The following is a 15066-nucleotide window of genomic DNA, read 5'->3' as shown; positions in this document are numbered from 1 at the left end:
CATGTAATAATTTAATAAGGTATAACAATTAGATTAGAACTTCAATGCTTTCTTAGCAGCAGAGAAGTTTTTAAGCATCTTTGCCTGTGCTTTTAATCCCTTACTACTTACGCCTGAGACGGATGGGTCGTAGCTATAAAGCAATGCGAGAACTGGTGTGTCGTTGTCTATGACGCAGGTAACATCAATAACCAAGTGGTCGCTTTCACGTACAAAGAAGTGGTTGTTGCCTGATGTACGGAGGAAAGAGAAGCCTTCGTCACCCAATACCTTCTTGATTTCTTTGGTAGCAATCCATTTAGTACCATACTTCCAAACACCGAGGTTGGTGTCCTTGAAGAGTAAAGCACCAATCTGAACACTACCAAGATTGTCTGGTGCATCACCATCCTTATCCGTTGTATAGAAGATGTGAATACGTCCGTAGGCAGCCGAAGCGTCTGTACTTGCCTTCAACTTATACTGAAGCTGTGAAACCTCTGTCTTCTTATGTTCGTTGTAGCTGCGCTCCTCTTCAGTGCTACCAGCCTTCTGCTCGTATTGTTCAACCTGTGCCAACTTCACATTGTCTTTCTGTAAAAGCTCAAGTGGATAGAATGGCAGCTTGCTGAAGGTCTTATAATCGCCATTCTGCTTAATGATAGGAGTGAAAGTAAGGTTAACACCTTCGTTGTTCTCCTTTTCTGATATATAAACCTTCAAAGAGAGCAATTCCTTATCATTGGTATATTCTCTGTCAGACTGAGAGTTACTGCGTACATAACCATTGTCTGTTAAGAACTTATCGAAAGCCTTGTCCTTCACGGCATCAATGGCCTTTCTACCATCGCCAATCATGATAATCTGTGATGGATTAATACCATCAGAGCTACAATACTGAATCAAAGTAAAGATAGGCGAAGCAGTGATAAAGGTATAAGTCTCCTCAAGGCCGTAAGCTGGCATAGCTGCCTGATACTCGCGTAAGTAGCTACCACGACCTAACTCAAAGTCCATAATCTTATGCTCGTCCTGTGGTACACCAGGGTGAATAGGGAGGAGGTAACGCTGAATACCCGATTGAGATACTACAATTTCACGGATAACACTACCGCTCTTTGCGTACAGCTTCACCTCACGTTTCTGATAGGTGTCATTACGCTCAGCAATCAGTTTGATTTCTTCCTCCGACTTGACAATCTTTAGCCAGCTAACTTCTTCGCTCATTGTCACGTCATAGACAGACGAATTTGTAGTGATGTCAATCGTTTTCTCACCACCTGTCTGTGGGAGATAGATAGCATCAGGAGCCACGTTAAGGGTTACGTCAGCTGCACTCTGAGTCACAGCAATCTTGCCAGATGCACCGTTGGCATTAACGAGGACATAGCTTGTGCGTTCTGTTCCAATCTTGTTTTCAGTTACCTTCACCTTCAGTACGTTACCGTCCTGAACCAGCGAGAGCCAGTCGCCTTCCTGTGGAGACGATGCAATCCAGCTGCTTTGATTTGTTGTTACACTGATGTTTCTTTCGCTTACGCCTTTGTCAAAGGCAATGGTGTTTTCCGAAAGAACCAATGTTGGCATTTCAAATTCGTCTTCCTTTGCACATGAGAACAAGCAAAGAAGAATGCCACCTAACATTAGGGAGTAGAGTGTCTTTTTAAATTCCATACTCTTCAAGGTTTTATAAGATAAAAATATATTATTGATTAGACTTTTGTTCTAAAAAAATGTTTGTTTTATTTCTATAAAATATTGATAAAGGCTTTAAATGATGGTATTTATCTTATTCGCGCCAAATTATATTATCTGACGCAAATATATTCTTTAATAAGAATAAAAGCAAGTGAATTTGGTTAAAATAAACTAATCATTTGTTCTTTATTTTTCATCTTATACACGCATATAAATAAAGACAAATATGTTCTTTTAACACGTATTTCTGATTTATTTTTCGGAAAGTCAAGTCTTCCGCCAGACTTATCACCTTATTTAATATTCTATATAACATCATTATTGTTATGGTCTGTAAAAAATTCGAGTGCAAAGGTACTGGCTTCTTGTTAAGGTGGCAATACTCATTTATAAGTAATTTATTGTTGATTTTTTGTGTGATTAAGTTTTCTTATCCCTAATAAAGATGACATAATTTTGATTACTATTTATGGTTTATTGGGTTTTTTGGAATGTGAAAAATAATTACAGAATAAGCCTTCTGTACCCCTTTTGTTTATAGAAAATCGCTCTAAAAATAGGGTTTTGTAACGAACAGATAATCAATGTCTTACAAATGCAATTTGAAAAGGGCATCTTTTCGACTCTTAAAGGGCGTTAGTTAGACCTCAAAAGAGCATCTTTTGAAAGCCAATTAAGGCTTAATTTGAGTCTAATTGGGCGTTAGTTGTTTTTGGGTAGTTTGAATAATCTTTACATAACATGAGTTGATTAATCCTCTGTGAGTGGATGAATGCAGTTGGAAATTTGTCAGTATATTTAGGTAAGTGCTTCGTTGAAGGATAAATGTAAAAGCCCATTGATGGTATTCTGTAGGTTAATCAACCGAATACGCTCAATGGGCTTGTGATATATGATGATTATGTTTTATGCTTTTTTCTTCTTAGCACTTCTTCTCTTCCACCACAGATAGTAACCACTAATAGGGAGGAAACCACCGATAAGAGCTGCGATAGCATAGAGAACGCGTGAGAACCATCCGCCCCACGTACCTGTGTGTAATTGCTTAAAGAGCATACCGCCCTTTGGTTTTTTGCCGTGCTGGTCGCCTTTCATGTCTTTTGCTCCCTCCTTGTGTGCTTGTGGTTGTCCCTTCATCTGACTCGCGTCCGTAGGTGCAAAAGCTTTGTCGTTTGTTCCGCCCTGCTTCATTCCATCTTTAGGTTGCTGCATCTTCATTTCCTTTGGTGGCATAGGCTGACCGAAGAGTTTAGACATTCCCGCTCTGTACCAGCCGAAAGAGAAGACAGGACCTGTGAGTGCCATAAGGAAAAGGAAGATAAAGACATAGATACCTAATGACACGTGAGAGTCGTAAACAAAGCGACGGAAACCCTTGTTTGTGCTGACGGTCAAACGACTTTTCAAAGCCTTCTTAGTCTTTGGCCACCAGATGACAACACCAGATAGTAATACGACTGCCATACACATAGAAGTCACAGCTGTAAGGATGCGTCCAAGTGACTGTCCACCCTCATGTGCATTCTCAGGTTTCATAAAGAGCCAACGGTGCAGTCGTACTACCATTGTATAGATTGGCATCTCTTTGGCATTCATGTCAAAGAGTGGTGCGAGGTCTTTTATTAATAGTATTGCAAGACCGCTGAAGCACAAAATAGCCATTATTACGCCTAATGGTAAAGCAAACCAACGGTGAATCTTTAAACAGAATTTTCTCATATCCTAAATAATTATTGATTACTTTTATATAAAGACGTATTATCTTTTGTCTATCCTTTTTCTTTTCCTTCTTTTTGGGATAATCTTTAAGACTCCTTTGCTTAAACGTTTTATTTCTATGAAAGTTTATTTAAGACGAGTATTTTTAAGAATTATTCACAAGAAGAGGTACTATTCTCTTTCCTTTTACAGAAAAAGGTTTTTGTAGAGATATTATAATCATTAATTGTGAAATAGGATTTTTTCAAAAGATTGATTTATCTTTGTATCATAATTTATTTTAATTCGGACATGAAATATAATGAAGTTGATTGGAGTAATATAGATTATAATAAGATAACTCAATTAAAAAAACTCTGTATGGTTGTGAAAAATCATTTCTGGGATACTCGTAAGTGTGAACAACACTCAGATTTAATCGTAGGTGATCCATGTCGTTTCTTAGTTAAAGTCTTCGAAATGTATCATCCTCAATGGTTTGAGAGAGTTGGTACAAATGAAGTTATTGCCTTTGTCGTTAAAATAGATAAAGAATATAAAACTCAAAATTTTAATGTCGTTCTTAAAGATTATCAATTAGAAGATACCTCTTTTTCATATTCTAAGTTATCAAAATGTTCAAGAGAAGAAGCTGATGTTAAAGCTGCTTGTCGTGAAGCAGTTCATAAGATTATCTTTAAACTAAAAAAGCGATATTGTTTTAGCCGATGCCCCATATCAGGGTTAGAAATTAGTTTAGACAATGCTGAAGTACATCATTATGCTAAGTCAATGCAGCTACTTATAAAAGAATGGGTAGATTTAAAAGGAGGGTTTTCGGAAGTTGTTAAATATGTAAACCAAACTATTGGTGGCGGTACAATAACATGCTTTAAGGATGAAGTAATTATTCAAGATTTTATTAAATTTCATAATCAAAATACCCATCTTGTGGTTTTACATAGAGTAGGACATTCTATGATTCATAAATCTCAAAAAGTGTTTGACAGATAAACAAAAAGATATTTTAAAGAAATTTATGTGAGAAAGCATTTAAGATGGGAATATAAGTTTTATTTTATGTACAAGAAAGATAGTAGTGTTATAAAAAACATCACTATTTATTTGCTTGTAGTCATAAAAAGTTTGTATCTTTGCAACACTTTTAAACTTAACAAACCTGCAGTATGTTCTATAACTACTATAGTTTTTTACTTTTACTATGAAGAAATTGTTAAATAACAATGTTATGTAATTTAGAAACTTTAAGGCTTTTAGTAGGGAATGATGATAACTATTAAATTATTGTTCAATATAGTTGACTACTGAATTATTATTTTTCAGTAGCCACCCTTTGTGTTTTAATTAATTATGAAAATGACAGAAGAAGAAAGTAAAGAGTTTCAAGAGTTCTTGAAATGGAAAGCGGAACAAAAGAAAGAAGAAGTGAAAGAAGAAATTAAAGAAAACAAAACTGAGTCTTCAAATCAAGTTGTTTCTCCGGAAAAAGTTGGTGGAGGTGGTAAAGTTGTATTGCTTTTTTCTTTTCTCTTAGTTGTCTTTATTGTGATTTTTGCATGCATTGTTAATATGGTATCTCATGATATTCCACGGACTAATAACGTCGAAAAAGAAACCCCTGTGCGTGTAACAGCAGAACAGAGGAAAGCAAATGCGTTGGTAATTGCAAAGAAAGATAGTATCAAGCGAGCTAAAAAGGCTACGTTGTTTAAAGAGTTATCGAAAGATTTCTATAAGAAAAAAGATGATTATTCTGATAGATATTGGATGTTGCCAAATAACTATCCGAAATTTATTAATGTAAATAAGGTTTGCTGTTATATTGACTTCAACTCTAATGATAATACGCCTAATAATCTGTATTTTAAACTCTGTTATACCTCAGATGACTGGCTTTTTATACGGAATGTAAAGTTTAATTGTGATGGAAAGGTCTTCACATATATCCCAGATGAGGTAAATCGAGATAATGACTCAAGTATATGGGAATGGTTTGATGAAAGAGTTACAGCAGAAAATGAACCTCTTTTCCAAGCTATTGCAAATGCTTCAAAAGTGAAAATGAAAATTAATGGTGATCAATATTACGATGAACGTGTGTTGTCTAATAAAGAGCGATATTATATAAAGCAGGCTTATAAATATTATAAAGCCCTTGGTGGCACTTTTATTTAGTTATTTTGAGTTGGATGAAGACTTTGTTTTGCTAATTTTTAGTAGCAAGTTATATAAATAAACAATAGACACATTTTACTTATTGACCTCGCACTTAGTTCGATAATAATGTGTCTGTTGTTTCAGTCTATGATAAATAATAATTTAGCATAATCGTATTCTCCTCCATATCCAGTTAGGGATATGTCGCCATAGGTAGGTGAGTACGCGCCAACGGGTATCGATGACGCAGATGTGTCGTCGGCTGTTGATAGCCTTTATAATACTGCGTGCCACCTTTTCTGTGGTCATCAGCATCGGAAGGTGAGATGTACCAGCGAGTAGGGGAGTGTCAACAAAGCCGGGACGGATATCGGTGAAGTGGATGTTATGATGTTTACAAGCTGCGAGTTGTTCCAATGCTTGTAAATAAGTGTTCTGCATTGCCTTTGTTGCACTATATGCAGGAGCTGGTCCAAGTCCCTTTGTACCAGCGATAGAGCTGATGCAAGCGATGTGTCCACCTCCCTTATTGACAAAATAGCGATAGGCACAACCTATCATTCTTGTGAAGCCAAGGGCGTTGGTTTCCATCGTCTTAAGTTCTATGTCAGCTTCAAGACTTGGGTTTTGCCATCCGATTCCCGCTGCATGAAAATAGAGATCGATACCGTTCATACGCTCTATAAGTTGCAGTAAGGAAGTCTCTGCATCTTCGTTAGTTATATCAATTTGTGCTGTGTAAACACGCTTTGGTGCAATATTTTGTAGATCGGTTAGCTTGTCTATACGGCGTGCTGCCACACCAACTGCCCATCCCTCTGCAATGAGTAGCCGTGCCACTTCATGTCCGATACCGCTACTGGCGCCTACGACGATTGCTTTTTTCATTTCAGTAAGTCCTTAGGTAAGAGTTCGTTGAGGCTATCTTCGCGAATAATCTTTGGTGCAGCCTTGCCGGGGAGTACCAATATTTTTTTGCCATTGCGATAGATGTGTAACTGACGTGTACGAATCACGGCTGTTATCTCCTCATCTTTCTGCATCGCCTGCCATACAGGAAAGTAAACACCCTCCTCATTAAAGAGCTTCTTTTGCAGGTGCGAACACATATTGGTCGTATCGAGTTCTATCATTTCTTTCGTTGGATTTGAATGTTATTATGTGGACATAATATCGTTTCCTAATCTTATTTTCTGCAAAGTTAGGAAAATAAAGCTGTATTACAAGCAATGAATTGGAAAATACGTGTTTTATGTAAGGATGTGTAGTTGTGGTTATTAGAATGCTTCTCTTTCGGTGTTAAGTTAGTAGAAAAGAAAAAGGTGTAAACCACTTAATTCATTGGTTTACACCTTTCTTGCGGAAAGAGGGGGATTCGAACCCCCGATACCCTTTAGGGGTATACAAGCTTTCCAGGCGTGCCTCTTCAACCACTCGAGCATCTTTCCTTGTGGGTCCAAAAACATATAGTTTATCTATTGGACTCAAATAGAATTGCAAAAATAGGACTTTAGTTTTATAATAGAGCGATAGCAAAGAGGATTTTAGGTTTCTTTAAGCTTTTGAGAAGCTGTGTGGTTGTTGTGTTTTTCTCTGTTGGATGTAAGTAAGAGCTTGTTTTGTGATATGTTTGTAACTGTTTGTAGAAAAGTATTTAAGAATGAACAGATTATTTTGTAGTTGAATAAAATAGTACCAAAAAGATGGGATAAAAGTGTAAGGATAAAATCAATAAAAAGGAAGATAGAATCTACTATGTAGTCATAGCTAATAGCACTGTTCTTAGGGCTTGTGGCAATTAATTGAAATATACTATACTTTTTTTATCTTTATAGTCCGCCTAATTCACGGAAAATTAGTATCTTTGCATTTTAGTTTAGAACCAAAGATTTTCGTTTTAGAAGATAATAATTAAACATACATACATCGTGGCTGAAACAAAGTACATTTTCGTTACGGGCGGCGTAGTTTCTTCACTTGGTAAAGGAATTATCTCGTCATCAATCGGTAAGCTTCTTCAAGCAAGAGGTTACAACATTACCATTCAGAAATTTGATCCGTACATCAACATTGACCCAGGTACGCTGAACCCTTATGAGCATGGTGAGTGCTACGTAACAGAGGATGGTATGGAGACCGACCTCGACCTCGGTCACTATGAGCGCTTCACTGGTATTAAGACCACGAAGGCTAACTCTATGACAACGGGACGTATCTATAAGAGCGTTATTGATAAGGAGCGTCGTGGTGATTACTTGGGTAAGACCATTCAGGTAGTTCCTCATATTACGGACGAAATTAAGCGTAATATTAAGCAGTTGGGTCAGAAATATCACTATGATTTTGTGATTACTGAGATTGGTGGTACTATTGGCGACATTGAGTCGGCTCCATTCTTGGAGGCTATCCGCCAGTTGAAGTGGGAGTTAGGTAAGCGTGCTATTAATCTTCACTTGACATACGTTCCTTATCTTAAAGCTGCAGGTGAGTTGAAGACAAAACCAACTCAGCATAGCGTGAAGGAATTGCAGAGTGTGGGTATTCAGCCTGATGTGCTCGTGATGCGTACAGAGATGCATCTTGATGATGATATTCGTAAGAAGGTTGCAGCTTTCTGTAATGTAGACTTCGACTGTGTTGTACAGAGTGAGGACCTTCCAAGTATCTATGATGTTCCTGTGAATATGCTGGAGCAGGGTTTGGATGCTGCTATTCTGCGTAAGTGTGGTGAGGAGGTTGGTCCTAAACCTGCGCTCGGTCCTTGGAAGGAGTTCCTTGATCGTCAGCGTAAAGCAACTAAGGAAGTACACATTGGACTTGTTGGTAAGTACGACTTGCAGGACGCTTATAAGAGTATTCGTGAGGGCTTGTTGCAGGCAGGAACCTATAACGACCGCAAGACGGTTATCACCTTTATCAATTCTGAGGAACTGACAGAGGAGAATGTGGCTGAGAAACTTAAAGGACAGGATGGTATTGTGATTTGTCCGGGCTTTGGTCAGCGTGGTATTGAAGGTAAGATTGTTGCTGCTCACTATACACGTACACACGATATCCCAACCTTCGGTATCTGTCTCGGTATGCAGATGATGGTGATTGAGTTTGCTCGTAATGTCCTTGGGTATAAGGATGCTAACTCACGAGAGATAGATGAGAAGACTACACACAATGTGATTGATATTATGGAGGAGCAGAAGAATATCACTAATATGGGTGGTACGATGCGTCTTGGTGCCTATGAATGCGTATTGCGTCAGGGTTCACATACCTTTAATATCTATAAGCAAGAGCATATACAGGAGCGCCATCGTCATCGTTATGAGTTCAATAACGACTATGAGAAGGAGTTTGAGAAGCATGGTATGATGTGTGTTGGTCGTAACCCAGAGAGCGACTTGGTTGAAATCGTTGAGATACCAGGCTTGAAGTGGTATATTGGAACACAATTCCACCCAGAGTATCAGTCAACTGTACTTGGCCCACATCCTCTCTTCCTCGACTTCGTAAAGACTTCAATTGAAAATCAGAAAAACAAATAAATGGATAAAAGAACAATTACAGGGTTTGTACTTATTGCCCTGATTCTCTTTGGTTTTGCGTGGTGGCAGCAGCCATCAGCTGAACAGATAGCACAGCAGAGAGCTGAATTTGTAAAGGATTCTATCGCTGCAGCCAAGAAAGCACAGACTACAAAACTTGCTGCTGAGAAGCAGGCACAGCAGAAGGCTGCGCAGGCTACTGATTCAACAGCACTATTCTACGCTGCTTTGAATGGCAAGGCGCAGGATATTACATTGAAGAATGGTAAGGTGGAACTTACTTTGAGTACCAAGGGTGGTGTTGTAAAGAAGGCTGTTATCAAGAACTATATCGGTCATGATATCGCTGTTAAGGATGGTTCAAAGGATCAGAAGGATGTTACCTTGTTTAGTGGTGACGACCAAAGCCTTAACTTCATGTTGGCTGCAAAGAATAGTAATATTGAGACAAAAGATCTTATCTTCGCTCCTTCTAACGTGACTGATACTACTGTTACGCTAACAGCTGTGGCAGGAGAGGGCAAGACACTTACCTTGAATTATACACTTGGTAAGGACTACTTGCTTAACATGTCTTTGCAGGCAGAAGGTATGGCTGGGCTCTTTGCGCCAAACTATAACCAATTGGATATCAATTGGCAGGAGCGTTGTAAGCAGCAGGAACGTGGTTTCACCTTTGAGAACCGTTATGCTACACTTACCTTTAAGAAGCACGATGGTGGTACTGATTACCTGAGTGAAACATCTGAAAAAGAAGAGACAACAGAGGACCCAATGGACTGGGTGGCTTTTAAAAACCAGTTCTTCTCTGCTGTTATGATTGCAAAGGATAACTTTGCTACAGGTGCAAAGCTTAAGAGTACACCACTTGAGAAGTCCTCTCATTACCTTAAGCACTATGAGGCTAACATGAAGGCAGGCTTTGACCCAACTGGTAAGCGTCCTTCTGAGTTCGAGTTCTACTTCGGTCCTAACGACTTCCGTATGCTTCAGTCTGTTGAAACTGAGAGTAAGTTTGGTAAGGAACTTGATATGGAACGTCTTGTATATCTTGGTTGGCCATTGTTCCGCATTATCAACCGTTGGTTCACACTTTATGTATTCGACTGGTTGAGTAAGGTGTTCCCAATGGGAGTTGTATTGATTCTCATTACCTTATTATTAAAGCTTATTACCTTCCCAATGGTGAAGAAGAGCTATATGAGCTCTGCTAAGATGCGTGTGTTGAAACCAAAGTTGGATGAGGCTACAAAGCAATTCAATAAGCCAGAAGACCAGATGCAGAAGCAACAGGCAATGATGCAGAAGTATTCTGAGTATGGTGTGAGTCCATTGTCGGGCTGTCTCCCTATGCTGATACAGATGCCTATCTGGATTGCTATGTTCAACTTTGTGCCAAATGCTATTCAGCTTCGTGGTCAGAGCTTCCTTTGGATGGATGATCTAAGTACTTTTGATCCAATCTTCTCATGGGGGAAAGACCTCTGGCTCGTTGGTGATCATATCTCATTGACTTGTATTCTCTTCTGTGGTGCTAACCTTCTTTACACATGGTTTACCATGCAGCAGCAGAAGGACCAGATGGTGGGACAGCAGGCTGAACAGATGAAGATGATGCAGTGGATGATGTTTGGTATGCCATTGTTCTTCTTCTTCATGTTCAATGACTATTCTTCAGGTCTGAACTTCTACTACTTTATATCTCTCTTCTTCTCAGCTGCTATCATGTGGGCACTGCGCAAGACAACCAATGAGGAGAAGCTTCTCGCTATCCTTGAGGCACGTCGTGAAGAGCGAAAGAACAACCCTAAGAACAATATGGGTAGTGGACTCTTTGCTCGTATGCAGGCTTTACAGGAGTTACAGAAGCAGCAGCAAGAAGAACTTCGTCGTAAGCAAGATGAGTTAAATAAGAAAAAGAAAGGTCTATAACTATGAACAAAAACTTAACCATGGCAATGACTGCTGCTCTGATGATGAGTGGTAGCGTTGCACAAGCACAGGATGTGAACATCGGACGTAACAACATCACGCTGACAAGTGATCTCATGACTCCTGAGGCACTTTGGGCTATGGGACGTATCGGTGTTGCACAAGCCTCACCTGATGGCAAGAAGATTGTCTATCAGGTAGGTTATTACAGTGTCAAAGAAAACAAAGGACACCAAGTTCTACGCGTGATGGATGCCGATGGTAAGAACGACCGTCTGCTTACTACCTCTGCAAAGAGTGAGAGTGATGTAGCATGGCTCAACAACAATACCTTAGCATTCCTTACAGGTGGACAGCTGTGGACAATGAATGCAGACGGTACAAACCGTAAGCAGTTGACACAATCGGATATCGATATCGAAGGTTTCCGCTTTTCGCCAGACCGTAAGCGTGTTGTTCTCATTAAGAGCATCCCTTACTATGGTACTATCAAGCAGAACCCAAGCGATTTGCCAAAGGCTACGGGTATGGTTATCACTGACATGAACTATCGTCACTGGGACCATTACGTTACCACAAATGCACATCCATTTGTAGCAGATGTTACTGCTGAGGGCATTGGTGCAGGTATTGATGTACTCGAAGGTGAACCTTACGAGAGTCCGTTGGCACCATTCGGTGGTATTGAGCAGATTGATTGGAGCAAAGACTCTAAGTTCATTGCTTATACCTGTCGTAAGAAGGAAGGCACACAATATGCCATTTCTACTGATGCCGACATATATATATATAATGTGGAGACTCGCCAAACAAAGAATCTCTGCAAGCCAGCCGACTATGTTGAGCCAAAGATTGATGCTACAAAGAGTATGCGTAATCAGGCTGTTAATCATCAGGCTGGCGATATGAATGTAGGTTACGATGTTAACCCTAAGTTCTCACCTGATGGCAAGTATATTGCATGGCAGAGCATGAAGAACAATGGTTATGAGAGTGACCGCAACCGCCTCTGTGTCTATGAATTGGCAACTGGTAAGAAGACATACGTTACAGAAAGCTTTGATTCAAATGTAGATGACTATACATGGAGCCTTAACTCAAAGGATCTCTATTTCATTGGTGTATGGCATGCTACAGTGAATGTCTATCAGACTAACCTTAAGGGTGAGGTGAAGCAGTTGACTGAAGGCGATCATAACTATGTAAGCATCTCACTTCTTGGTGATAAGAAGTTACTTGCTATCCGTCAGAGTATCTCTCAGGCAAATGAAATCTTCGCCGTTACTCCCGCAAAGAAGGAGAAGGCAAGCGTTCAGACACAACTTAGCTTTGAGAATAAGCATATCTATGATCAGTTGGCTATGGGTGACGTAAAGTCTCGTTGGGTTAAGACAACAGATGGTAAGGAATTGATGGAGTGGGTGATTACTCCTCCACACTTCGATCCAAACAAGAAATATCCTACCTTACTTTTCTGTGAGGGTGGACCACAAAGTCCTGTCTCTCAGTTCTGGAGCTATCGTTGGAACTTCCAGATAATGGCAGCTAATGGTTATGTCATCATTGCTCCTAACCGTCGTGGCTTGCCAGGCTTTGGTAGTGCATGGAACGAGGAAGTTAGTACTGACTGGACAGGTCAATGTATGAACGACTACCTCTCAGCGATTGACGATGCTGCTAACAACCTCCCATTCGTTGACAAAGACCGCTTAGGTGCTGTTGGTGCTTCATTTGGTGGCTTCTCTGTTTACTATCTTGCTGGTATTCATAACAAGCGCTTTAAGTGTTTCATCTCACATGATGGTGCTTTCAACCTTGAAAGTATGTACACTGATACTGAGGAAGCTTGGTTCAGCAACTGGGAGTATGACGATGCTTATTGGAATAAGGATAAGAGCGAAGCTGCAAAGCGCACATACGCAAACAGTCCTCATCTGAACGTTGATAAGTGGGATACTCCAATCCTTTGTATCCACGGTGAGAAGGACTATCGTATCAACGCTAATCAGGGAATGGGTGCCTTCAATGCAGCACGTCTGCGTGGTATCCCTGCTGAGTTGCTTCTCTATCCAGACGAGAACCACTGGGTATTGAAACCACAGAACGGTGTTCTCTGGCAGCGTACATTCTTTAATTGGCTTAATCGCTGGCTGAAGAAGTAGTTGGCAAGTAGACAAGTGAACGAGTTTACAAGTAAACAAGTTGCTTGATAGTATTAACTCGTTCACTTTTAACTAATAATCTAACAAACAACTTGTTTACTTGTCAACTTGTCAAACTTGTCAACTTGTCCTCTCGTAAACTTGTTAACTAATAAAATCATCATGACTGATAAAATTCAAACATCATTGAGAGATTCAGCAGCAATGCGCTGGACAGCTCTCCTCCTTTTATCCCTGGCAATGTTCTGTGCCTATATCTTTGTTGATATCCTCTCTCCAATCAAGGAGTTGATGCAGGAGCAGAGAGGTTGGGACTCAACAGCATTCGGTACTATGCAGGGTTCAGAGACATTCCTTAATGTCTTCGTTTTCTTCCTCATCTTTGCAGGTATTATCCTCGATAAGATGGGCGTTCGTTTCACTGCTATCTTGTCTGGTGCAGTGATGTTAGCTGGTGCTTTACTCAAGTACTATGCCATCAGCGACAGCTTTGCTGGTAGTGCACTCGACGTATGGTTTACCAATAACCTCAACCACATTCCTGTCTTCGAGCAGTTGGGAGTATCTCCTTTCTATGAGGGAATGCCAGCATCTGCAAAGGTAGCAGCTTGTGGTTTTATGATCTTTGGTTGTGGCGTTGAGATGGCAGGTATCACCGTTTCTCGTGGTATTGTAAAGTGGTTCAAGGGTCGTGAGATGGCATTAGCAATGGGTTCAGAGATGGCTTTGGCTCGTCTTGGCGTTGCTACCTGTATGATTTTCTCCCCATTCTTCGCTAAGCTTGGTGGTGAAATCAATGTTTCTCGTTCTGTTGCTTTCGGTGTAGTACTTATCTGTATTGCATTGATGATGTTCATCGTTTACTTCTTCATGGATAAGAAGCTTGATTCACAGACAGGTGAAGCAGAAGAGAAGGAAGATCCATTCAAGATTAGTGACCTCGGCAAGATTCTTTCAAGTATGGGCTTCTGGCTCGTTGCGTTGCTCTGTGTACTTTATTACTCAGCTATCTTTCCATTCCAGAAGTATGCTGTAAATATGCTCCAGTGTAACCTTACTTTCCATGAGCTTCCAGCAGGTTCATACTGGGCTTCATCAAGTGTGACAATTGTTCAGTACGTTATCATGCTCGTTGTAGCAGCTACTGCTTTCATGTTCAACTTCATGAAGAATAAGGCTTTGAAGAACTTTATGCTCTTATTATCAATTTGTAGCCTTGTTGTTTACTGTTACATGGGTTATATGCGTCAGTCTGCAGAGTCAATCTTTGCTGTATTCCCATTGCTCGCAGTAGGTATTACTCCTATTCTTGGTAGCTATGTTGACCATAAGGGTAAGGCAGCCTCTATGCTCGTGTTGGGTTCATTGCTTCTGATTGTTTGTCACCTCACCTTTGCCTTCGTCCTTCCACAGTTCAAGTCAAGTCAGGTAGGTGGTGTTATCGTTGCTTATGTAACCATCCTTGTTCTTGGTGCTTCTTTCTCACTTGTGCCTGCTTCATTGTGGCCAAGTGTTCCAAAGCTTGTAGACGCAAAGATTATTGGTTCTGCATACGCACTTATCTTCTGGATTCAGAATATCGGTTTGTGGTTGTTCCCAATGCTTATCGGTAAGGTACTCGACAAGACAAACGTTGGTGTTACCGACCCAACACAGCTCAACTATACAGCTCCGCTGATTATGCTTGCTGGTTTAGGTGTAATTGCACTTGTTATTGGTCTTACTTTGAAGGTAGTTGATAAGAAGCGCAACCTCGGTTTGGAAGAGCCAAATATCAAGGCATAATAGTTGTATCTCAATGGACGATAACTCTTGTACTCAAGTAGTAATGAGTTACTCGTGAATTGTCCTACGGCTTAAAAGATATTTTATTGAAAAGT

At 40.0% G+C, this 15066-nt stretch carries 10 protein-coding genes and 1 tRNA gene; 6 read left to right on the top strand and 5 right to left on the bottom strand.

The genetic code is table 11. The features are described from left to right. Positions 1-33 precede the first annotated feature (33 nt). Together PMEL_RS07465 and PMEL_RS07460 are read right to left on the bottom strand one after the other, a co-directional pair. The gene (locus PMEL_RS07465) at positions 34-1653 is read right to left on the bottom strand and encodes a BACON domain-containing protein (RefSeq protein ID WP_120174748.1); all 1620 of its coding nucleotides are present in this window, start codon (positions 1651-1653) and stop codon (positions 34-36) included. A 930-nt stretch (positions 1654-2583) separates the two neighbouring features. Continuing rightward, positions 2584-3396 (bottom strand): PepSY-associated TM helix domain-containing protein, encoded by an 813-nt coding sequence (locus PMEL_RS07460; protein ID WP_120174747.1) that lies wholly within the window; start codon positions 3394-3396, stop codon positions 2584-2586. Positions 3397-3687: 291 nt separating this feature from the next. Here PMEL_RS07460 and PMEL_RS07455 point away from each other — a divergent pair, with 291 nt between their 5' ends. After that, positions 3688-4389, top strand: coding sequence for a hypothetical protein (locus PMEL_RS07455; protein WP_120174746.1), 702 nt, complete (start codon positions 3688-3690; stop codon positions 4387-4389). A gap of 363 nt (positions 4390-4752) precedes the next feature. Continuing rightward, complete coding sequence (locus PMEL_RS07450) at positions 4753-5571, top strand: hypothetical protein (protein WP_145985354.1); 819 nt, start codon at positions 4753-4755, stop codon at positions 5569-5571. 144 nt (positions 5572-5715) lie between these two features. Here PMEL_RS07450 and PMEL_RS07445 read toward each other — a convergent pair whose 3' ends face one another. The 3 genes from PMEL_RS07445 to PMEL_RS07435 form a co-directional block, all read right to left on the bottom strand. After that, a complete protein-coding gene (locus PMEL_RS07445) occupies positions 5716-6441 on the bottom strand; it encodes an SDR family NAD(P)-dependent oxidoreductase (protein WP_120174744.1) in 726 nt (241 codons plus the stop codon). Further along, a complete protein-coding gene (locus PMEL_RS07440; protein ID WP_172586773.1) occupies positions 6438-6686 on the bottom strand; it encodes a hypothetical protein in 249 nt (82 codons plus the stop codon). The genes PMEL_RS07445 and PMEL_RS07440 overlap by 4 nt, the downstream gene beginning before the upstream one ends. 227 nt (positions 6687-6913) lie before the next feature. Next, positions 6914-7001, bottom strand: a tRNA-Ser gene (locus tag PMEL_RS07435). Between the two features lie 480 nt (positions 7002-7481). On the opposite strand from PMEL_RS07435, the gene PMEL_RS07430 reads away from it, so the two are divergent. The 4 genes from PMEL_RS07430 (at position 7482) to PMEL_RS07415 (ending at position 14971) form a co-directional block, all read left to right on the top strand. Continuing rightward, the gene (locus PMEL_RS07430) at positions 7482-9092 is read left to right on the top strand and encodes a CTP synthase (RefSeq protein ID WP_120174743.1); all 1611 of its coding nucleotides are present in this window, start codon (positions 7482-7484) and stop codon (positions 9090-9092) included. Further along, entirely contained in the window at positions 9093-11024 is a 1932-nt protein-coding gene (gene yidC, locus PMEL_RS07425) for a membrane protein insertase YidC (RefSeq protein ID WP_120174742.1), read from the top strand. A gap of 2 nt (positions 11025-11026) precedes the next feature. Further along, on the top strand, positions 11027-13186 hold the full coding sequence (locus tag PMEL_RS07420) for an alpha/beta hydrolase family protein (RefSeq protein ID WP_120174741.1): 2160 nt from the start codon (positions 11027-11029) through the stop codon (positions 13184-13186). Positions 13187-13348: 162 nt separating this feature from the next. Further along, positions 13349-14971, top strand: a complete 1623-nt coding sequence (locus tag PMEL_RS07415) for an MFS transporter (RefSeq protein WP_120174740.1) — start codon at positions 13349-13351, stop codon at positions 14969-14971. Positions 14972-15066 lie beyond the last annotated feature (95 nt).

This window comes from Prevotella melaninogenica (assembly GCF_003609775.1).
GTDB classification, from domain to species: domain Bacteria; phylum Bacteroidota; class Bacteroidia; order Bacteroidales; family Bacteroidaceae; genus Prevotella; species Prevotella melaninogenica_A.
The sequence above is the reverse complement of the archived record's forward strand: the minus strand, read 5'-3'. Positions and strand labels throughout refer to the sequence as shown.